The organism is Brevundimonas huaxiensis, from assembly GCF_014218725.1.
In the GTDB taxonomy this organism is placed as follows: domain Bacteria; phylum Pseudomonadota; class Alphaproteobacteria; order Caulobacterales; family Caulobacteraceae; genus Brevundimonas; species Brevundimonas huaxiensis.
Map to the genome: position 1 here is coordinate 385,170 of NZ_JABBJE010000001.1, position 19,339 is coordinate 404,508.

The 19,339-nt window shown below is 65.3% G+C and carries 18 protein-coding genes and 1 pseudogene; 9 read left to right on the plus strand and 10 right to left on the minus strand.

The window, feature by feature from the left end:
* Positions 1-27: 27 nt before the first annotated feature.
* The 3 genes from HF680_RS01955 (at position 28) to HF680_RS01965 (ending at position 4,307) form a co-directional block, all read left to right on the plus strand.
* On the plus strand, positions 28-627 hold the full coding sequence (locus HF680_RS01955; protein WP_045810091.1) for a DUF2497 domain-containing protein: 600 nt from the start codon (positions 28-30) through the stop codon (positions 625-627).
* Positions 628-710: 83 nt separating this feature from the next.
* Positions 711-3,554 carry a valine--tRNA ligase gene (locus tag HF680_RS01960; RefSeq protein ID WP_045810090.1) on the plus strand — a complete coding sequence of 948 codons (2,844 nt, stop codon included), beginning with the start codon at positions 711-713 and terminating at the stop codon, positions 3,552-3,554.
* Between the two features lie 21 nt (positions 3,555-3,575).
* Positions 3,576-4,307, plus strand: a complete 732-nt coding sequence (locus HF680_RS01965; RefSeq protein ID WP_045810089.1) for a TlyA family RNA methyltransferase — start codon at positions 3,576-3,578, stop codon at positions 4,305-4,307.
* Between the two features lie 161 nt (positions 4,308-4,468).
* Here the strand turns inward: HF680_RS01965 and HF680_RS01970 are convergent, their stop codons facing one another.
* Positions 4,469-5,131 (minus strand): glycine zipper 2TM domain-containing protein, encoded by a 663-nt coding sequence (locus HF680_RS01970; RefSeq protein WP_185223924.1) that lies wholly within the window; start codon positions 5,129-5,131, stop codon positions 4,469-4,471.
* A 193-nt stretch (positions 5,132-5,324) separates the two neighbouring features.
* On the opposite strand from HF680_RS01970, the gene HF680_RS01975 reads away from it, so the two are divergent.
* Positions 5,325-6,569: a class I SAM-dependent RNA methyltransferase gene (locus HF680_RS01975; protein WP_185223925.1), complete on the plus strand. Its 1,245-nt coding sequence runs from the start codon at positions 5,325-5,327 to the stop codon at positions 6,567-6,569.
* Complete coding sequence (locus HF680_RS01980) at positions 6,566-6,967, plus strand: hypothetical protein (RefSeq protein ID WP_045810087.1); 402 nt, start codon at positions 6,566-6,568, stop codon at positions 6,965-6,967. The genes HF680_RS01975 and HF680_RS01980 overlap by 4 nt, the downstream gene beginning before the upstream one ends.
* On the opposite strand, the gene HF680_RS01985 is transcribed toward HF680_RS01980, so the two are convergent.
* The 4 genes and pseudogenes from HF680_RS01985 to HF680_RS15900 form a co-directional block, all read right to left on the minus strand.
* Positions 6,964-7,806, minus strand: a complete 843-nt coding sequence (locus HF680_RS01985; protein WP_185223926.1) for an alpha/beta hydrolase family protein — start codon at positions 7,804-7,806, stop codon at positions 6,964-6,966. The two genes, HF680_RS01980 and HF680_RS01985, sit on opposite strands and share 4 nt — an antisense overlap.
* Positions 7,807-7,848: 42 nt before the next feature.
* Entirely contained in the window at positions 7,849-8,934 is a 1,086-nt protein-coding gene (locus tag HF680_RS01990; RefSeq protein WP_185223927.1) for a PA0069 family radical SAM protein, read from the minus strand.
* 62 nt (positions 8,935-8,996) lie between these two features.
* Positions 8,997-9,677 carry an SPOR domain-containing protein gene (locus HF680_RS15895; protein WP_235968852.1) on the minus strand — a complete coding sequence of 227 codons (681 nt, stop codon included), beginning with the start codon at positions 9,675-9,677 and terminating at the stop codon, positions 8,997-8,999.
* A gap of 48 nt (positions 9,678-9,725) precedes the next feature.
* A pseudogene (locus HF680_RS15900) lies at positions 9,726-10,487 on the minus strand (D-alanyl-D-alanine carboxypeptidase family protein); the annotation flags it as partial.
* Between the two features lie 275 nt (positions 10,488-10,762).
* Between HF680_RS15900 and HF680_RS02000 the strand changes: the two are divergent.
* The gene (locus tag HF680_RS02000) at positions 10,763-11,254 is read left to right on the plus strand and encodes a phasin family protein (RefSeq protein ID WP_039247554.1); all 492 of its coding nucleotides are present in this window, start codon (positions 10,763-10,765) and stop codon (positions 11,252-11,254) included.
* A 61-nt stretch (positions 11,255-11,315) separates the two neighbouring features.
* On the opposite strand, the gene HF680_RS02005 is transcribed toward HF680_RS02000, so the two are convergent.
* A complete protein-coding gene (locus tag HF680_RS02005) occupies positions 11,316-11,810 on the minus strand; it encodes a nuclear transport factor 2 family protein (protein WP_235968809.1) in 495 nt (164 codons plus the stop codon).
* A gap of 151 nt (positions 11,811-11,961) precedes the next feature.
* Between HF680_RS02005 and clpS the strand changes: the two genes are divergently transcribed.
* Complete coding sequence (gene clpS, locus HF680_RS02010) at positions 11,962-12,291, plus strand: ATP-dependent Clp protease adapter ClpS (protein ID WP_017504641.1); 330 nt, start codon at positions 11,962-11,964, stop codon at positions 12,289-12,291.
* Positions 12,292-12,304: 13 nt separating this feature from the next.
* The gene (gene clpA, locus HF680_RS02015; protein ID WP_026108343.1) at positions 12,305-14,605 is read left to right on the plus strand and encodes an ATP-dependent Clp protease ATP-binding subunit ClpA; all 2,301 of its coding nucleotides are present in this window, start codon (positions 12,305-12,307) and stop codon (positions 14,603-14,605) included.
* A 52-nt stretch (positions 14,606-14,657) separates the two neighbouring features.
* Here clpA and HF680_RS02020 read toward each other — a convergent pair whose 3' ends face one another.
* Positions 14,658-15,803 carry a GNAT family N-acetyltransferase gene (locus HF680_RS02020; protein ID WP_185224303.1) on the minus strand — a complete coding sequence of 382 codons (1,146 nt, stop codon included), beginning with the start codon at positions 15,801-15,803 and terminating at the stop codon, positions 14,658-14,660.
* Positions 15,800-16,258 (minus strand): RidA family protein, encoded by a 459-nt coding sequence (locus tag HF680_RS02025; protein ID WP_017504644.1) that lies wholly within the window; start codon positions 16,256-16,258, stop codon positions 15,800-15,802. Before HF680_RS02025 ends, HF680_RS02020 begins: the two co-directional genes overlap by 4 nt.
* A 105-nt stretch (positions 16,259-16,363) precedes the next feature.
* Here HF680_RS02025 and HF680_RS02030 point away from each other — a divergent pair, with 105 nt between their 5' ends.
* Positions 16,364-17,260, plus strand: coding sequence for a hypothetical protein (locus HF680_RS02030; protein WP_185223928.1), 897 nt, complete (start codon positions 16,364-16,366; stop codon positions 17,258-17,260).
* A 4-nt stretch (positions 17,261-17,264) separates the two neighbouring features.
* Here HF680_RS02030 and HF680_RS02035 read toward each other — a convergent pair whose 3' ends face one another.
* Together HF680_RS02035 and pncB are read right to left on the minus strand one after the other, a co-directional pair.
* Positions 17,265-18,005 carry a polysaccharide deacetylase family protein gene (locus tag HF680_RS02035; RefSeq protein WP_185223929.1) on the minus strand — a complete coding sequence of 247 codons (741 nt, stop codon included), beginning with the start codon at positions 18,003-18,005 and terminating at the stop codon, positions 17,265-17,267.
* A 36-nt stretch (positions 18,006-18,041) separates the two neighbouring features.
* Entirely contained in the window at positions 18,042-19,337 is a 1,296-nt protein-coding gene (gene pncB / locus HF680_RS02040; RefSeq protein ID WP_185223930.1) for a nicotinate phosphoribosyltransferase, read from the minus strand.
* Positions 19,338-19,339 lie beyond the last annotated feature (2 nt).

Consider the following 19,339-nt stretch of genomic DNA (forward strand, 5'->3'; position numbering starts at 1 on the left):
TACCCAGGCCTCGCCCAAGGTTGCGCCATGACCGATCAGTCCGCCCAGGAACCGACCATGGAAGAGATTCTGGCGTCGATTCGCCGGATCATCTCTGAAGACGAGGCCCCGGCCGAAACGCCGGCCGCCGCCATGCCGGAAGCCACGCCTGAGCCGGTTCCCGAGCCGCTGGCCGCCGAAACTATCTTCGCCGCCCCAGTCGAGCCGACGCCGGAACCCGCCGCCGTCGAAGACGACGTGCTGGAACTGACCGATCGCTATGAGGCGCCGGCCGAGACCATCGGCGATCTGGACGTGGTCGAACATTCGCCCGCGCCCTATCAGCCCGAGCCTGAACCCGCTTACGAATCGGCTCCCGAGCCGGCCCGGGCCTATGACACCCTGGTCGGCGACAGCGCCGCCGCCAGCGCGGCCTCGGCCTTTGCAGGCCTGGCCGCCAGCTTCAAGAAGCCTGAGCCGGCTCCGTCGGCCTCGGGCGACCTGCCCTTCGTCAGCGGCAACACCGTCGAGGCCATGGTCGCCGAGATGCTGCGTCCGCTGCTGAAGGACTGGCTGGACAACAACCTGCCCGGCATCGTCCAGGCGGCGGTACAAAAGGAAGTCGAACGCATCGCGCGCAGCGCCTAGCCCTTCGCTTCAGCCCAGACTAATCCGAGGGGCGGCTCCTGAAGGGGGCCGCCCTTTCGCATTTTGCAAAAGACCCTATTCCCATGCTTGAGAAGACTTTCGAACCCCAGGCCGCCGAGCCCCGCCTGTACGCCCAGTGGGAAGAGAGCGGCCTGTTCGCCCCGCGTCCGGCCAAGGCGACAGACGGCGCCGCTGACGCCTATTCGATTGTCATTCCGCCGCCGAACGTGACGGGCAGCCTGCATATCGGCCATGCGCTGAACAACACCTTGCAGGACATCCTGGCCCGCTATCACCGGATGAAGGGCAAGGCGGTGCTGTGGCTGCCGGGCACGGACCACGCCGGCATCGCCACCCAGATGGTGGTCGAGCGCAAGATGGCGACCGAGGGCAATATCGGTCGTCGCGACATGGGCCGTGACGCCTTCATCGATAAGGTCTGGGAGTGGAAGGCCGAGAGCGGCGGGACCATCGTGCGCCAGCTGCGCCGCCTGGGCGCCTCCTGCGACTGGTCACGTGAGCGGTTCACGCTTGACCCGGAGATGAACGCCGCCGTCCGCAAGGTCTTCGTGCAACTGCACAAGGAAGGCCTGATCTATCGCGACAAGCGGCTGGTGAACTGGGATCCGCATTTCCAGACCGCCATCTCGGACCTGGAGGTCGAGCAGCGCGAGGTCGACGGAGCCTATTGGCATTTCGCCTATCCGCTGGCGGACGGCGTGACCTACGAACACCCCATTGCCTTCGATGACGACGGCAAGGCCACGGAATGGGAGACGCGCGACTTCATCGTCGTCGCCACGACTCGACCCGAGACCATGCTGGGCGACACCGGCGTGGCGGTGCATCCGGATGACGAACGCTATGCCGGCCTGGTCGGCAGGTTCGTGACCCTGCCGATCACCGGCCGTCGCATCCCCATCGTCGCCGACGACTATGCCGATCCGACCAAGGGCTCGGGCGCGGTGAAGATCACGCCGGCGCATGATTTCAACGACTTCGGCGTGGGCAAGCGCGCGGGACTCGAAGCGCTAAACATTATGGACGCCGAAGCGCGGATCACTGATGAAGACTCCCCGGAAGTTCCTGCCGAACTCGTGGGAATGGAACGTGAGAAGGCGCGCAAGGCCATCGTCATTCGTGCGGAAGAAGAAGGCTGGCTGCGCGAGATTGAGAAGACCAAACACGTCGTGCCGCACGGCGACCGGTCCGGCGTGGTCATCGAGCCGTGGCTGACGGACCAGTGGTACGTCGACGCTAAGGTCTTGGCCCAACCCGCGCTGAAGGCGGTGGAGCAGGGCGATGCGGTGTTCGAGCCCAAGTCGTACGAGAAGATCTACTTCGAATGGCTGCGCAATATCGAGCCGTGGTGCATCTCGCGTCAACTTTGGTGGGGGCATCGTATTCCCGCTTGGTTTGGGCCACCCGCAGGCGAAGATGGCAAATGGGAAAGCGGGCCATTCAAGATATTTGTCGCCGAAAACGCGGCTGACGCGCTAGCGGAGGCCGAAGCATTCTACGGCTGTAAAGCGACCGAAAGCGACGCCGTTGGATGGGAAGCCGGCGAACCTATAGATAGCTCCGACTATCCATATACGGCCGTGCGTTTGAAGCAGGACGAGGACGTTCTCGACACCTGGTTTTCCTCGGCCCTGTGGCCGTTCTCGACCATGGGCTGGCCTGAGAAGACCGAGGATCTGGAGCGCTTCTATCCGACCAGCGACCTGGTCACGGCGGCGGACATCATCTTCTTCTGGGTCGCCCGGATGATGATGATGGGCCAGCACTTCATGGGCGAAGTCCCGTTCAAGCGCGTCATCATCAATGGCCTCGTCCGAGACGAGAAGGGCCAGAAGATGAGCAAGTCCAAGGGGAACGTCATCGATCCGCTGGGCATCATCGACGAGCTGGGCGCTGATCCCTTGCGCTTCACCATGGCCATCCTGTCGGGCACGCGCGACATCAAACTGTCGAAACAGCGGATCGAGGGCTATCGCAACTTCGGCACCAAGCTGTGGAACGCCGCGCGCTTCAGCCAGATGAACGAGGCGCGCCGCGTCGAGGGCTTCGACCCCGCCACCGTCGACCAAACGATCAATCGCTGGATCCGAGGCGAGCTGACCAAGGCCGAACGCGCGGTGTCGCAAGCCATCGAAGGCGGACGGTTCGACGATGCGGCCGGCGCCCTGTATCGCTTCGTCTGGAACGTCTTTTGCGACTGGTATCTGGAACTGGCCAAGCCTGTCTTCCAAGGCGCCGATGAAGCCGCCAAGGCTGAGACGCGGGCGATGACCGCCTGGACGCTGGACCAGACGCTCAAGCTTCTGCATCCGGTCATGCCCTTCATCACCGAGGAACTGTGGGCCGAACTCGGCAAAGAAGGGCCGGCGCGCGACGGTCTGCTGATCGGCGCCGAATGGCCCGTGCTGCCGGACGCCTTCATCGACGCCTCAGCCGAGGCCGAGATCGGTTGGTTGGTCGATCTGGTCGGCGAGATCCGCGGCCTGCGCGCCGAGATGAACGTGCCGCCGTCGGCCAAGCCGCCGCTGGCCTTCGTTGCGCCCGACGCCGTGACGGCCGAGCGGATCACACGCCATCGCGATCTGATCTTGACACTAGGCCGTGTATCCGAGGTCGGCTCGGCGGACGCGGCGCCGACAGGGGCCGTGACCTTCGTGTCCGGCGGTTCGACCATCGCCTTGTCCTTGACGGGCATCATCGATCTGACCGCCGAACGGGCCCGTCTGGAGAAGGAAATCGCCGCCTTCGACAGCGACATCGGCCATGTGAACAAGAAGCTGGGCAACCCCAATTTCGTGTCTCGCGCCGCGCCGGAAGTCGTCGACGAACAGCGCGCCAAGCTGGCCGAGGCCGAGGCAGGCAAGGTCAAGCTACAGGCGGCGCTGGCGCGTCTGGCGTCGCTTTGACGCCCTGATGAAAGCAAGGCTGTGAAGACGCGGATTGATCAGCTTCTGGTCGCACGCGGCCTGTTCGACAGCCGCTCGCAAGCGCGCGCCGCGATCGAGGCGGGGCTGGTTCTGGCCGACGGCGTGATCGTTCGGAAGGCGTCCGAACAGCTTGCGGACGACATCGCGCTGGAGGCCCAACCCGCCCTCCCTTGGGTCGGGCGCGGCGCGCTGAAGCTGGACCACGCCCTGAACCTGTGGCCCGTCCTCGTGGAGGGCAGGGTGGCGCTGGACGTCGGCGCATCGACCGGCGGCTTTACCGAGGTTTTGCTGAACCGCGGCGCAGCCAAGGTGTTCGCCGTCGATGTCGGCTTCGGCCAGATGCACGCACGGGTGTCGTCTGATCCCCGCGTGGTCAATCTGGAGCGCACCGATGCGCGCGACCTGACGCCTGATCTGATCCCGCAGCCGCCGTCGCTGGTCGTCTGCGACGCCAGTTTCATCAGCCTGATCAAGGTTCTCCCGGTCGCGCTCGACCTGGCGACGCCTGGCGCGGATCTGGTCACCCTGGTCAAGCCGCAGTTCGAGGCCGATGGTCCGGGCGGCGGCAAGAAGGGCGTGATCAAGGATGTGACGGCGCATGCGGCCGCCGTGGAGCGCGTGCGCGACTGGCTGGAAGCGCTGGGTTGGGCGGTTCAGGCGACGACCGAAAGCCCGATCACCGGCGGCGACGGCAATGTCGAGTTCCTGCTGTGGGCGAAGAAGCCGGGCTAAGGCCGTAACCCCAAAACGGGCTCAAACAGCTCAACGGCCGATAGCCCCAAACGGGCTCAAGTAGGCCAAAGGCCGATAGCCCCCACAAACAAAGAGAAACCGCCGGAGGATTGCTCCTCCGGCGGCTCCGTCACGTCGTCGATCGACAGGGGGGCTGAAAATCAATCGACGACGCGATAGCGGCCGTACTGGTCGGGGCAGGTGCGGACATAGCGGGTATCCGTACGACCATCGGGCAGACGGATCTGGCTTTCGGCCAGACGGCATCCGTCTGAATTCTGATAGGAGTCGACCGGGCGCGAACGATCGTCGTAGTAGCCGCCGCGGCTGTAGGCATAGTCGTTGCGACGATCGTAGTCGTCGTAGCGATAGCCCTGGTCGCCGGTGTAACGATCATCGTAGTAGCCGTAGCTCGGTTGGCTGTAGCCCTGAGCGTAATAGCCGTTCGAGCCATAGCTGTTCTGATAGCTGCGGCAGGCGTCCGAGCTGGACCGACCCACCTGAGACCCGACGACAGCGCCGAGCACGCCGCCCAGGATGCTGCCTTCGGTGCGACGGCCGCGTGCGGCCAGTTGCGAGCCGATGACGGCGCCCGCGCCGCCGCCGATCACTGCGCCGGCGCCGGTGCGACCTTGGCGCTCACGCGCGCAAGGATCGTAGTAGCGGCCGCTGTTGTAATCATACGAGCGGCTGTAGGCGCCGGTGCCGTAGTTCTGGCTGTAGCCGCTGCCGTAATAGTTCTGGGCCGACGCCGTGAGCGGGGCGGCCGTGACGCCGAACGCCAGGGCGGCGACGGCGGCGATCGATGTTTTTGTGAGACCCATTTCCAACCCTCTGAGGACCGAACGATTTCCGTCAAACGTTAACGGCAAAGCCTCGTGTCTCGTTGCACTAGGATTTACGACGGCGAAGCTGAACGGCGATTGATCGGTTCGTTCATCTTCGTTCATGTCCATCCGGTCGCCCCTACTGCCCGGTGGCTTGAGCGAACGGGGACGCCCGGCTAGAAGCCGGCCGATGGACATCTTCACCATCGACCGCGTCGGCGGCCAGGGCGACGGCGTCGCCCAGACGCCGTCCGGCGCGGTGTTCGCCGGCCTGACCTTGCCCGGCGAAACGGTGCGCGGCGTGGTCGTGGACGGGCGGCTGGAAGAGGTCGAAATCATCACGCCCAGCCCCGACCGGATCGTACCGGTCTCGCCCCAGTATGGCGATTGTGGCGGCTGCTCGCTTCAGCATTGGTCCGAGGGGCCGTATCTGAACTGGAAGCAAGAACAGGTGCGACTGGCCCTGGCGCGCGAGCGGATCGAGACCGAGATCGAGGCGACGGTGGCGACTCCGCCGGCCAGTCGTCGCCGCCTTGCGCTTCATGCCCGTCGCACCCAGGATGGACGGGTCGTGCTGGGCTTCAAGGCGCGCCGCTCCTGGCGGCTGGTCGAGGTGAAGGCCTGTCCGGTCGCCGATCCCCGGATCGTGGCGGCCATTCCGGCGCTGACCCAGGTCGCGGCCGCCTTTTTCGAACATCCGAAGTCCGCGCCGACCCTGCACGTCACCTGGACGCTGTCGGGGCTGGATGTGGATGTGACCGGGGTCGAACGGCGCTCGGGCGGAGGCCTGTCGGCCGACGCGCAGATGAAGGCCATCGAGGCGGCGCACCGGGCCGATCTGGCGCGCCTGAGCCTGGCGGGCGACACCCTGGTGATGGCGCGCCAACCCAAGGTGGGGTTCGGCCCTGCCACCGTGGCCCTGCCGGCGGGTGGATTTCTGCAGGCGGTACCTCAGGCCGAGGCGGCGATGGTGTCTCGCGCGCTGACGGCGGTGAAGGGCGCCAAGAAGATCGCCGATTTGTTCTGCGGCGCCGGGACCTTCACCTTCCCCTTGGCCACGGTCGCGCCGGTGATCGCAGCGGACGCGTCCAAGCCCGGCATCGATGCGCTGAAGGCCGCCGTCGGTTCGGCCAAAGGGATGAAGGCCATAACGGCCGAGGCGCGCGATCTGTTTCGTCGGCCGATGAATCCTTATGACCTGAAGGGATGCGACGCCATCGTGTTCGATCCGCCGCGGGCCGGCGCGATCGACCAGACGGCTCAGATCGCGGACACCAAGGCCGGCGTCGTCGTGGGCGTATCGTGCAACCCTCAGACCTTTGCGCGTGATGCGCGGGTGCTGATCGACGCCGGTTTCCGGCTGGAGACGGTGACGCCGGTGGATCAGTTCCTGTGGTCTTCGCACGTCGAACTGGTGGGGGTTTTCAAACGATGACCTTAAACGACACGAGCGAAGAGGACGGCGGCGGTTTCGACGCCGACGACTGGACGCGGCTGAAACCGTTCACGGGCGCCGTGGCGACGCTGGACGACGTTCAGGCGCGACGGGCAGTATTCGCCTTGGGCGAGACCGACGATCCGCGTCCCATCGCCATGGACCTGCCCCAACCGGTCATCTGGTGGGAAGAGGAGGGTGAACAGGCGGCGGTGGCCGTCCAGGCCGAAAGCCATCTCGGCGCCGATGGCGAGGAGATGGAAATCCTGGGTCTGATCCTGCCGGACGGCGAGGGCGCGGTGGCCCTGATGGAGGACGTCGATCTGGTCGATGACACCGATCCGACCTGGCGCGATCTGGTCACGCGCGCCATCGATCCTTCGGCGGCGGACGACTAATTCAGAGCTGCGCCGACGCGAGTGACGAAATCCAGCTGCGAAGGGATGTCGCCGTGGTCTGCTCTCGCGAACACAAGACGCTCGACGTTCACGCCTCTCGCCCGAAGATCATGAGCAAGTTTGCGGCTGAGTACGGGCGGCAGGGTCGTGTCGCGAGAGGCTTCCAGCACGACGACCTTGCCTGAATAGCCGTCCAGCGTCGCGGGCACATCCACAGTGGTCAAGGCCTCGGCCAACTGGACGCGGACGATCGGCCGCCACAGTCCCACCATTGAATCAACGGCGGCGCGGGCGGTCGGCGTGGTCGCCTCTAGCACCAGGGCGTCGGCGCGGATGACACGCGCGGCCTCGGCGCAGATCGGACCGCCCAGGGAATGCCCCCAGGCGATCAGCCGGCGGCCCTCGGCGTCGGCCTGGGCGCGGGCGGTCGCCGCGATGACCTCGCCTGCATCCCTGTAGGTCGCGAAGCTGGCCTGCCCCGGCGTGTCGCCGGACCCCGGATAGTCGAACATCAGCACATCGCCGAACGGCGCGAGTTCGTTCGCAACCTGCGCGCCCGAAACACCACGCCGAAACAGATTGCCCCCGCAATACAAGATCAGCGGCGCGTCGGCGCGTCCCGTCCGCACGCGGGTTGCAGCGACAGCGCCTCCCGCAAAAGGCAATGACAGGATTTCAGCCCCAGGAATGGCAGGGCCGGGAGCCAAGATCAGCTTCTCCGCCTGAACCCGCGTGTCGGGATAGAAGAACTGCCCTTCAGGCACATTGACGGTTAGGCAGCCGGCCAGGATGGTGGACAGGCCAATGGCGGCAGCGGTCGCCGACAAACGTTTGATCATGACACCCCCCAAGATTTGCGACGCTAAACCGAAGGCGGTTGATCAGGCAATCTTGTCGAGCGGCGGATCGAACAGGTCCATCTGAGGCCGGGCGTCTGCGGGCACGCGGAACTGTGTTTCGTCCAGCAGGCGATGCGGCGTGTCGAGGCCGTAGCGTTTGACGGCGGCCTTAAACCGCGTTCCGATCAGTTCGGCGACGGGGCCGCTCCCCTTCATCCGCTGGGACCAGTCGGCGTCATAATCCTTGCCGCCGCGCGTCTGCCGGATCAGGGACATGACCCGCGCGGCGCGATCCGGGCGGGCGTCGGCCAGCCATTCCCGAAACAGGTCCTTGATCTCAAGCGGCAGACGGAGGGTGACATACATAGCCCGCGTGGCCCCGGCCTTGGCGGCGGCTTCCAGTATGGCTTCCAGTTCGTGATCGTTCAGACCGGGGATGACGGGGGCGAAACCGACCCCTACCGGACAACCGGCGTCCGCCAGGCGGCTGATCGCCTCCAGCCGTTTGGCGGGGGTAGAGGCGCGCGGCTCCATCGCCCGCGCCAGCCCACGATCCAGTGTGGTGATGGAGACGAAGGCCGAAGCCAGCCCCGCCTTGCCCATTGGGCCCAAAATGTCGGCGTCGCGCGCGATCAACACCGACTTGGTGATGATGCTAAATGGGTGATTGAACCGCTGCATGACCTCCAGAATGGAGCGCGTCGACTTCAGATCACGTTCGACCGGCTGATAGGGGTCGGTGTTGCCGCCTATGTGGATGCGCTTGCATCGGTATCGGGGTGCGAGGAACGCCTGTTCCAGCAGACTTGCGGCCTGGGGCTTGAAGAAGATCCGGCTCTCGAAATCCAGGCCCGGGGATAGGCCCATCCAGGCATGGGACGGACGGGCGTAACAGTAGATGCAGCCATGTTCGCAACCTTTGTACGGGTTGATGGAGCGGTCGAAGCCGATGTCCGGACTGTCGTTCCGGGCGATAATGGTGCGAGCGTATTCAGGGGTGAGGGTGGTGCGCAGCGGCGCGGCCTCGGCGTCGTCCGGCGTCCAGCCGTCATCGAACGACTGATGCTGCTCAGGCTCGTATCGGCCGCTGGCATTCGAACGCGCGCCTCTTCCCTTGGCGGTTTCCATGGGAAGGACGATGCGACATTAGATAGAACAAAGCAAGAACATTTGTTCTCGCCGAGTTGGCCTCAGTCGGGGCCGATGACCATGCAGGTCACGCGACGCGCAGCCAGCGTCTCACAGGCGGATTTTGCGCCGGTTTCGGTCAGGCCGACGAAGCGGGAGCGATACCAGTCGCCGGCGGTCTGGACGTTGCGCTCTGCGGTGGCGAACTGATCGCGGAAGCGGCGGTTGACCTCGGTCAGCCAGTCGGTCGCCACCTTCTCTTCGCGGAAGGCGCCGACCTGCACCGCCCAGCGACCGGCCGGCGTGCGGGGCGTGGCGCGGGCGGGTTCTCGCGTTGCAGATGACGCGGAACGACGGGGCGTGGTGGACGGCGCGACAGCGGCATTGGCCGGCGCGCCGTTCAGCGACGCAGTGACATTGCGGGGCGCACGGGGAGCGGGGACGGCGGCCGGCGTCGAACCAATGGGCGGCAGCGTTGCAGCGGCCCGCTGGCTGGCTGCGCGCTCCGACGGCGCAGGGGCGACACGCGTCGGCAGGGCGGCGGGCGCCGGTGCGGCCGTATAGGCGACAGCGGTGGACTCGGCGCCGACGCCGTCCTCGTCGTCATTGACCGAAGCATAGGCGATCGGGGCGTCGGCGATCGCCGATCCCACGCCGAAACCACGTTGCTCGAAGAAGGTTTGGGCCACCTGGATCCGCTCGCCCTGGGCGCGGCGGCGCTCGACTTCGAAGCCTGTGTCCATCAGCTCGGCGACGTGGGCGTTGCGGCTGGCGGTCGAACGGCCGCCCAGGACGATGGTGATCAGGCGTCGCCCGTCGCGCACGGCCGAGGCGGCCAGGTTGTAGCCCGAGGCGTTGGTATAGCCGGTCTTCATCCCGTCATAGCCGCGCCCGGTCGGCAGAAGGCCGTTGGTGTTGCGATAGTTGCGACCGTTGTAGGCCCAGTCGTGAAGGCCGAAGTAGCTGTAATACTGCGGGAAATCACGCATGATCGCGCGCGCCAGAATGGCCTGATCGCGCGCGGAGGTCACCTGACGTGCGTCCGGCAGGCCGTTTGCGGTGTAGTAGCGCGTCTGGGTCATGCCCAGCTGGGCGGCCTTCTGCGTCATCATATTGGTGAAGCGGGCTTCCGATCCGCCGATGTGCTCGCCGATGGCCAGGGCCATGTCGTTGGCGGACCGCACGGCGGTGGCGCGCATGGCGTTGTCCAGGGTGATGGTCTAGCCCGCAGCGAGGCCCAGTTTTGACGGCGGCTGGGACGCGGCGCGCGGCGAGATTGTCAGCACGTCGTTCACATTGGCCTTGCCCTGAGACAGGGCCTCGAACGTCAGATACAGCGTCATCATCTTGGTCAGAGACGCTGGATAGCGGCGGCTGTCGGCGTTCCGCGCGAACAGAACCTCGCCCGTGGCGGCGTCGATCACGATGGCGGCGTAGCGGCTGTTCTCCTGGGCCGAGTAGGCGGTCTGGGCCTCGATCGGTCTGACGTTCGCGCCCAGAACCAGCGAAAGCGCGAGGACGGCGAACAGGCCACGGCGGAGAAAAGCGATCATGGGCGGGACAACCCCTCGGTGAGCAGGGTGCGACAGGCCCCCCGGCCGTCACGAACAAACAGCTAGCATAGTAAGCGCGGGTTTCGTGGTGGTTAACCGCGCGTCAACGCAAATTTGACCGGCCGATCAAGGTTATCATCGATCATATTGTGCATTGCACAAAACGCTTGAAAAACCTTCGCACTTGCAGCATATTGTGGGTGTGCGAGATCCTCTCGCGTCATTATTTCCGCCCTCAGGTCCGTCCCCAAGGGTCTTCTACCGGAGAGACGATCATGGCCGACGCCGCTGAAACCGTGAAGAAAACCGCCGACCAAGCCACCGCCGCTGCGACTTCCGCAGCCGCCAAGGTCAAGGCGCAAGCCGAAACCATGCAGGCCGCCGGCACGCAGGCCTTGCGTGAAGGCATCGACAAGTCGACGGCCTCGATGGCCGAGCTGAACGCGCACAGCAAGAAGACCCTGGAAGCCATGGTCGAGTCGGTCACCGTCGCCCAGAAGGGCGCCGAGGCCCTGTCGCAACAGGCGCTGGGCTTCGCCAAGTCCTCGTGGGAAGACGGCGTCGCCGCGTCCAAGGAACTGTCGACCGCCCGTTCGGTGCAGGAGTTCTTCGAGCTCCAGACCGCCTGGGCCAAGAAGTCGATGGAGCGCTATGTCGCCGAGCTGACCAAGACGAACGAGATCGTCACCGCCACGGTCAAGGACAGCATCAAGCCGATCAACGAGCGCGTCACCGCCTCGGTCGAAACCTTCCAGGCCGCTCGCTAATCCCGCGAACCGACTGAAGAATCGAGAAGGCCCCGGAGTTCGCTCCGGGGCCTTTTTGCTGTCAGGGCAGGGCGGAATGGTCGTAGCTGAAGACCCGTGCCAGCTTCCAGTCGGTCCCCTCCTGTTTCCACATCTGCGTGAAGCGGGCGCGGCCGACGCGCCGTTCCGGACCGTCGCCCTGGCGTTCGTAGAACACGTGCTCGCCTGTTTCGACCGCGCCGTAGTTGTTGATGGGATAGACGGCCAGACCGTCTCGGAGAGCCTCGCGTCGGGTCCGCCAGGCGTCGGGCGCGCTGCGGTCCTGACAACGCGCGGCGTATTGCGCGACAAAGCTGTCGGCGTCGGTGGCCACGCGTCCGCCGCGATCGTCGAAAAACTCGAAGTCATCGGTCAGCATGGCCCGAAGTCCGGCGGGATCGCAGCCTTCGAAGAAGACAGCGAAAAGTTTGGCGTCGGCCGCCATGACGGCGGTTTCCAGCGGCGTGGGCTGGGCGAAGACGGCGAGCGAAAGGGCGGCGAAGAGGGCGGCGGGCATGGCGATCGGGGGGCTGTTCAACTGAGGCTCTCAACCTGAGCCGTTGACTGCCTTGGATCACGTGAAATCTTTGTCAGACGCCCTTCACGAAAGCCGTGACTGGACGCCGCTTCAATTCAGGCCATCATTCCCTATCTGAGAGCCAAGACGACTCCCCGATTACGGAACACGAATGCCCATACAAAGGCCCGGTGAGACCGGCGGCGGTCAAGGAACCGCCGTTGTCACCGAAACAAAGCCGAAGCTGCAAAAGCCCTCGCTCTATCGAGTGCTGATTCTGAACGACGATTATTCGCCGATGGAATTTGTCGTCTATGTGCTGGAGCGGTTCTTCCAGAAGAGCCGGGAAGAGGCCACCCGCATCATGCTGCATGTGCATCAGCATGGCGTCGGCGTCTGCGGCGTCTTCACCTACGAGGTCGCCGAGACCAAGGTCGCGCAGGTCATCGAGACGGCGCGCCGCCACCAGCACCCTCTGCAATGCACGATGGAAAAGGACTGAGAGGAGCCTCCCTATGCCTTCATTTTCCCGTCCTCTCGAAGAAACCCTGCACCGCGCGGTGGGATACGCCAATGCGCGCAGGCACGAGTATGCGACGCTTGAGCACCTGCTGCTCGCGCTGATCGACGATCCCGACGCGACCGGCGTCATGCAGGCCTGCAACGTCGATCTGTCGGCGTTGAAAGCGGCGCTGACCCTCTATGTCGACAACGATCTCGCCGCCCTGGCCACCAGCGACGGCGAGGATGCCAAGCCGACCGCCGGCTTCCAGCGCGTGATCCAGCGCGCGGTGATCCACGTCCAGTCGTCCGGCCGCGAGGAAGTGTCCGGCGCCAATGTGCTGGTCGCCATCTTCTCCGAGCGCGAGAGCCATGCCGCCTACTTCCTGCAAGAGCAGGACATGACGCGCTATGACGCGGTCAACTTTATCGCCCACGGCATCGCCAAGAAGGCGGGCGCCAACGAGGCGCGTCCGGCCAAGGGCGCTTCGCCCGAAGAGGCCGAGGATGCATCCGCCGTCAAACAGGGCGGCGAGGCGCTGGAAGCCTATTGCGTCGACCTCAACGAGAAGTCGCGCCAGGGCAAGGTCGATCCCCTGATCGGTCGTCAGGCCGAGGTTGATCGTTCGATCCAGATCCTGTGCCGTCGGACCAAGAACAACCCGCTTCTGGTGGGCGATCCCGGCGTCGGCAAGACCGCTATCGCCGAAGGTCTGGCCCGCAAGATCGTCAACGGCGAAGTGCCCGACGTCCTGAAGGACGCCACCATCTACTCGCTCGATATGGGCGCGTTGCTGGCCGGCACCCGCTATCGCGGCGACTTCGAGGAACGCCTGAAGCAGGTGGTCAAGGAGTTGGAGAACCACGACAACGCCGTGCTCTTCATCGACGAGATCCACACCGTGATCGGCGCGGGCGCGACCTCGGGCGGGGCGATGGATGCGTCGAACCTGCTGAAACCGGCCCTGGCGTCCGGCACCCTGCGCTGCATGGGATCGACGACCTACAAGGAATATCGCCAGCACTTCGAGAAGGACCGCGCCCTGGTGCGTCGCTTCCAGAAGATCGACGTCAACGAGCCGACGGTCGAGGATACGGTGAAAATCTTGAAGGGTCTGAAGACTTACTACGAGCAGCACCACAAGGTCCGCTACACCGACAGCGCCGTGCGCACGGCGGTGGAGCTGTCTGCGCGCTACATGACCGACCGCAAACTGCCGGACAAGGCGATCGACGTGATCGACGAGGCCGGGGCGTCACAGATGCTGCTGACCGAATCCAAGAGGAAGAAGGTCATCGGTCAGAAGGAGGTCGAAGCCGTCATCGCCAAGATGGCCCGTATCCCGGCCAAGTCGGTGTCCAAGTCCGACACCGAAAGCCTGCGCGAACTGGAAACCGACCTGAAGCGCGCGGTCTTTGGTCAGGAACAGGCCATCGAACAGGTGTCGGCGGCCATGAAGCTGGCGCGCGCGGGTCTTCGCGATCCGAACAAGCCGATCGGCAGCTTCCTGTTCAGCGGCCCGACCGGCGTCGGCAAGACCGAGGTCGCCAAGCAACTCGCCGCGACCCTGGGCATCGAGATGCAGCGTTTCGACATGTCGGAATATATGGAGCGCCACACGGTCAGCCGTCTGATCGGCGCGCCTCCCGGCTATGTGGGCCATGACCAGGGCGGGCTTCTGACCGACGCCGTCGATCAGCATCCGCACGCTGTCGTGCTGCTGGACGAGATCGAGAAGGCGCACCCGGATGTCTACAACATCCTGCTTCAGGTGATGGACAACGGCATGCTGACCGATGCGGTCGGCAAGAAGGTCGATTTCAGGAACGTCATCCTGATCATGACCACCAATGCCGGCGCCGCAGACAACGCCCGCGCCTCCATCGGCTTTGGCCGGGGCAAGGTCGAAGGCGAGGACGACAAGGCCATCCAGCGCCTGTTCGCGCCGGAGTTCCGCAATCGCCTGGACGCCATCGTGGCCTTCAAGCCGTTGCAGGCCGACACGATCCGCTCGGTGGTGACCAAGTTCATCCTTCAGCTGGAAGCCCAGCTGGCGGATCGCAACATCACCATCGAACTGACCGACGAAGCCGCCGACTGGCTGGCCAAGAACGGTTTCGACGAACTGTATGGCGCGCGTCCGCTGGCGCGGGTCATCCAGGACTCGATCAAGAAGCCGCTGGCCGACGACATCCTGTTCGGCCGCCTGACGCGCGGCGGACACGTCAGGGTCCAGTTGAAGGATGGCAAGATCGACTTCGACATCACGAGCGCCAGCGCGCCCGCGAAGGCCGAGGAAGAAGAGACGGCCTGATCCTCGAAAAGGTGATGGCGAAAGGCCCGGCTGGCAGCAGCCGGGCCTTTTTCTATGCCTGCTTGTAGGGCGACAGTTCTTCGGTCATCGCCCGCATCTCCGCCGCGACGGCCGGGCGTTCGCCGTCCAGATAGCGGGCGACGGGATCGCGCAGGGCGGGGTCGGCGATGAAATGGGCGGAATAGACGGGAGAGGGCAGGTAGCCGCGCGCGATCTTGTGGTCGCCTTGGGCGCCGGCCTCGACGCGGGACAGGCCGCGCGAAATGGCGAATTCGATGGCCTGATAATAGCAAAGCTCGAAATGCAGGAAGGGCACGTCTTCCAGCGTGCCCCACTGACGGCCATAGAGCGCGTCTCGGCCGATGAAATTCAGGGCGCCGGCGATGGGCGTCTCGCCGCGAAACGCCATCACCAGGGCGATCCGCTCGGCCATGGTCGCGCCGATGCGACTGAAGAAGTCGCGCGTCAGATAGGGCCGGCCCCATTTGCGCGAGCCAGTGTCCATGTAGAAGGCGAAGAAAGCGTCCCAGTAGGCCTCGGTGATTTCGGCGCCGGTCAGGACGCGGATATCCAGATCGGCCTGGGCGTCGCGGCGCTCGCGCTTGATGGTCTTGCGACGGTTGGCCGACAGGGCGGCAAGAAAGTCGTCGAAGGTCCGATAGCCGTTGTTGCGCCAGATGAATTGGATGTCCTGGCGTGGCAGCAGGTCCGCCTCGGTCATGGCTGACCAGTCCGCTTCGGTCGGGAAGTTGACGTGTAGCGAGGAGACGCCCAGCCGTTCGACCAGGGTCACCGCCCCCTGGATCAAGGCCTGACGCACCGTCGCGCCGTCGGTCTCGGGATGGTTCAGGAAGCGCGGGCCGGTTGCGGGGGTGAAGGGCACGGCGCCCAGCAGCTTGGGATAATAACGACCGCCGGCCCGCTCATAGGCGTCGGCCCAGCTGTGGTCGAAGACATATTCGCCCTGGCTGTTGCCCTTCAGATAGAGGGGCATCACGCCTAACACCGCGTTGCCTTCACCTCTCAGGGCCAGGTGGCGTGGGGCCCAGCCCTGGGGCGGCGCGGCGCTGCCCGAGGCCTCGCACGCGTGCAGGAAATCATAGGAGACAAAGGGATCGCCGGTGGGCAGCGCGCACGCGTCCCAGGCCTCTTGGCCTATGTCGGCGATCCCTTCGTGAACCGAGATCTGAAAGATCAGCGGATCTCCACGATCGCATCGATCTCGACGGCGAAGCCGAGCGGCAGCTTGTACACGCCGACGGCCGAGCGGGCGTGCTTGCCGGCGTCGCCGAAGACCTCGACCATCATGTCCGAGCAGCCGTTGATGACGGCGGGAATGGCGGTGAAGTCGGGGCCGGCCTGAACGAAACCACCCAGTTTGACGATGCGGACCACCCGGTCCAGATCGCCATCGCAGGCGGCCTTGATCTGGGCGATCAGGTTCAGACCGCACAGACGCGCGGCTTCCAGCGCCTGCTCCGGCGTCACGTCGACGCCGACCGTGCCCTTGATGCCGCCGTTCGCGTCATTCGACAGCTGGCCAGAGATGGTGACCTGATTGCCCGAGCGGACATAGGAGACATAGCTGGCCACCGGTTTGGCGGGTTCCGGCAGTGTGAGGCCGAGTTCGGCGATGCGGGCTTCGATGCTCATGGGGGCTCCTGTTTATCTGGGCGCGGTTTAGCGCGGGGCAAGGGCGGCGTCACCCGTTCGGCGCGCTTTAAAGGTTCGCCAACCGCGCCGTGTCATGATGCGATCATGGATATGCATCTGACCCCCGACGTCGCCGCCTTCCATTCCGTGCTGGCGCGGTTGTCTCCTGACGACCGCGCGCGTGTGGACGCCGCCGTGGTTCCAGCCGCGCAAAAGGCCGCCGAGGCCGCGCCGCACTGGGATTTCGAAATGCCGGCCAAGGCGGTGGATGCGCTGTTGGGCCCTGATGCATCCGACGATGTTCGTCGCGGCCTTGTCGCCGCCTGGGCGCTGCAACTGCCGGACCGTGCGGTGGCGATGAACCTGCCGGCCGAGGTCATGGCCCTCTATCCCTACTGGATCGAACAGTTGGCGGGGTTTCTGGATAAGGCCGAGGGCGACTATGTTTTCGACCACTGGTCCAAGGACGTGCGCTTCACCCTGGCGCTCAGCGTGCCGGGCGCGAAAAGTCAGGTCATAGACCTGTCGTCGCCGGTCGGGCCGGGCCAGATCGTCAAACACGTCCGCGACGGCTGGGGCGTCAAACCGCTGTTCCGCTATCTGGCGGCGGGCGCCAAGCGCGAGCCCTGGCTGGAGGTTCACACCGAGAGCCGCTGGTTGCGCGGCTTCAATGAGGACGGCTGGAACGAGGCTTGGGCGACGGCGGCCGAGCTGTGCCGCGCGCGGCCTGAACTGGCCGGCATGATCGGCTCGAGCTGGTTCTATGATCCGCCCCTGACAGAGATCAGCCCCCGCCTGGCGCACCTGCGCCTGAACCCGCTGAAGGGCGGGGCCTTCATGGTCCACCAAGGACCGGGCGAGATCCACACTGAACGGGCGGCGACGGCGTCTGCGTCGAGGAAGGCGCTGATCGACAGTGGCGAATACACCGCCCGGTCCTGGCTGATGATCTGGCCTCGCAAGGAGCTGATCGCCTGGGCGGATCGGCGCAAGGCCGCCTGATCTCTCAGGCTGTCGCCATCCGCCACGCCGCCGCGACCGGCTGAATGTCCAGGTCGGCCGCCTTCGCCAGCCGGATCAGACGGTCGATGTCCTCCGGCCGACAGCCATAGGGCGTCGGCGCGTCGCTGACGTCGTGGCCGTAGGCGATCAGCCAGCCGTTGGAGACCGCTGTCTCCGAAACTAGCGCCTCCAGATCGTAGCCGGGCAGGCGACGGCTCTCCAGGCCTATGGCCTGCAGCAGGTTGCGATCCGAACGCCCGGCGTTGATCCCGTCGCGGACGCCGCGCCCGCACAGGAAGCGTTTGTCGATCACGGCTTTCGATCCGAAGGCGCAATCGCCGAACGGATAGGCGAAGGTCTGCATCTGATATCCGTCCAGCCGCTCGGCCACCCAAGCGGCGTTGCGAGCCAGGCTGGCGTCCAGTTCGGCCGGCGACAGGGTCAGGGTCGAGACATGCTCATAGGTGTGGCAACCGACTTCGTGCCCGGCCTCATGGAGAGCTTGCAGGTGCTCCACCTCAAACTGGGGCAGGTCCAAATTGCGACCGCCGGCCAGGCCGCCGCAGACATAGTAGGTCGCCTTGACCCCGTGCTCGGCCAGGATCGGTCCGGCCTCGGTCCAGGCCGATGCCGGGATGTCATCGAACGACAGGCTGAGGACGCCGCGCGCGGGCTGCACGTCGGCAGGACGGACATCGAGATAGCGGCCGGCGCGGCGACGCATCTTGTCGAAAAAGGCGCTCATGCCCGCCTTGTCGCACGACGGGCTTAAGGCCGGGTTTCAGACCGTGACGGGTTGAGCCGTCAGACCGCGCACGCCGAAGACGCGGCGATAGCGTTCGATCTCAACGGGATCGCCGACCGCTTTCGCCGGATTGTCCGACAGTTTGACGGCGGGGCGACCGCCGGCCTCGACCACCTTGCAGACCAATGAGATCGGCTCCAACTCGGGCGCGAAGGCGGGCGAGCAGTCGCGGAAGTCGTTGGTCAGATTGGTGCCCCAGCCGAAGCTGAGACGGGCGCGACCGTGGAAATGGGCGTGGGTGGCCTCGATCCCGTCGATGTCCATGCCGTCGGAAAAGATCAGCAGCTTCTCCTTTGGGTCGCGCCCATGCGCGCGCCACCACTCAATCAACCGCTCGCCCGCCGGAATGGGCGGAGCAGAGTCGGGCCGGAAACCGGTCCAGTCCGCGACCCAATCGGGCGCTTGGTCCAGAAACGCCTCGGTGCCGAAGGCGTCGGGCAAAACGATCAGCAGATTGCCCGCATAGTGCCTGCGCCATTCGTCCAGCACCGCATAGGGCACCTGGGCCAGCGCCGCGTCGTCGGGCGCCAGGGCCGCCAGAACCATCGGCAGTTCGTGGCCATTGGTGCCGATGGCTTCCAGGTCGTTCTCCATGGCGTGCAGGACGTTGGACGTGCCGATGAAGGATTTGCCCAGACCTTCCTTCAACGCCTGAATGCACCAGCGTTGCCACAGGAAGCCGTGCCGCCGCCGCGTGCCGAAATCCGACAAGGCGAGGTTGGGCAGAGCGCGAAGTCGCTCGACCTTGGACCACAGCCGCGTCTTGGCGCGCGAATACAGGATATCCAGCTCAAACCGGCCCAGCCGCCGCATCCCGACCCGGCAGCGCAGCTCGTTCAGGATCGCCAGCGCCGGGATTTCCCACAGCGTCACCTCGGCCCAGGCGCCCGAAAAGGTCAGCACATACTGCCCATCCTGAACCGAAAGCTCGTAGTCCGGCAGGCGATAATCGGTCAGCCAGGCGATGAAGTCGGGCGAGAAGATCTGCTTCACGCCATAGAAGCTGTTGCCCGCCAGCCAGACCAGTTCCTTGTTGGTGAATCGCAAGGTGCGGGCGTGATCCAGTTGCTCGCGCAGGGCGTCGACATCGATCTCGTCGGCCAGACGCACGGTCTTGGTGCGGTTGATGACCTGGAAGACGACCGGCACGTCGCGATGCTCGCGCCAGATCATCTGCAGCATCAGCAGTTTGTAGAAGTCCGTGTCCAGCAGGCTGCGGACGATCGGGTCCAGGCGAAAGCCGTGGTCATAGGCGCGTTTGGCGAGATCCATGC

Excerpts from the sequence above, each read along its gene's own strand:
- HF680_RS01955 (WP_045810091.1), top strand. The coding sequence starts at position 28 with ATGACCGATCAGTCCGCCCAGGAACCGACCATGGAAGAGATTCTGGCG.
- HF680_RS01960 (WP_045810090.1), top strand. The coding sequence starts at position 711 with ATGCTTGAGAAGACTTTCGAACCCCAGGCCGCCGAGCCCCGCCTGTAC.
- HF680_RS01970 (WP_185223924.1), bottom strand. The coding sequence starts at position 5,131 with ATGGGTCTCACAAAAACATCGATCGCCGCCGTCGCCGCCCTGGCGTTC.
- HF680_RS01975 (WP_185223925.1), top strand. The coding sequence starts at position 5,325 with ATGGACATCTTCACCATCGACCGCGTCGGCGGCCAGGGCGACGGCGTC.
- HF680_RS01980 (WP_045810087.1), top strand. The coding sequence starts at position 6,566 with ATGACCTTAAACGACACGAGCGAAGAGGACGGCGGCGGTTTCGACGCC.
- HF680_RS01985 (WP_185223926.1), bottom strand. The coding sequence starts at position 7,806 with ATGATCAAACGTTTGTCGGCGACCGCTGCCGCCATTGGCCTGTCCACC.
- HF680_RS01990 (WP_185223927.1), bottom strand. The coding sequence starts at position 8,934 with ATGGAAACCGCCAAGGGAAGAGGCGCGCGTTCGAATGCCAGCGGCCGA.
- HF680_RS15895 (WP_235968852.1), bottom strand. The coding sequence starts at position 9,677 with ATGGACACAGGCTTCGAAGTCGAGCGCCGCCGCGCCCAGGGCGAGCGG.
- HF680_RS02000 (WP_039247554.1), top strand. The coding sequence starts at position 10,763 with ATGGCCGACGCCGCTGAAACCGTGAAGAAAACCGCCGACCAAGCCACC.
- clpS (WP_017504641.1), top strand. The coding sequence starts at position 11,962 with ATGCCCATACAAAGGCCCGGTGAGACCGGCGGCGGTCAAGGAACCGCC.
- clpA (WP_026108343.1), top strand. The coding sequence starts at position 12,305 with ATGCCTTCATTTTCCCGTCCTCTCGAAGAAACCCTGCACCGCGCGGTG.
- HF680_RS02025 (WP_017504644.1), bottom strand. The coding sequence starts at position 16,258 with ATGAGCATCGAAGCCCGCATCGCCGAACTCGGCCTCACACTGCCGGAA.
- HF680_RS02030 (WP_185223928.1), top strand. The coding sequence starts at position 16,364 with ATGGATATGCATCTGACCCCCGACGTCGCCGCCTTCCATTCCGTGCTG.
- HF680_RS02035 (WP_185223929.1), bottom strand. The coding sequence starts at position 18,005 with ATGAGCGCCTTTTTCGACAAGATGCGTCGCCGCGCCGGCCGCTATCTC.
- pncB (WP_185223930.1), bottom strand. The coding sequence starts at position 19,337 with ATGGATCTCGCCAAACGCGCCTATGACCACGGCTTTCGCCTGGACCCG.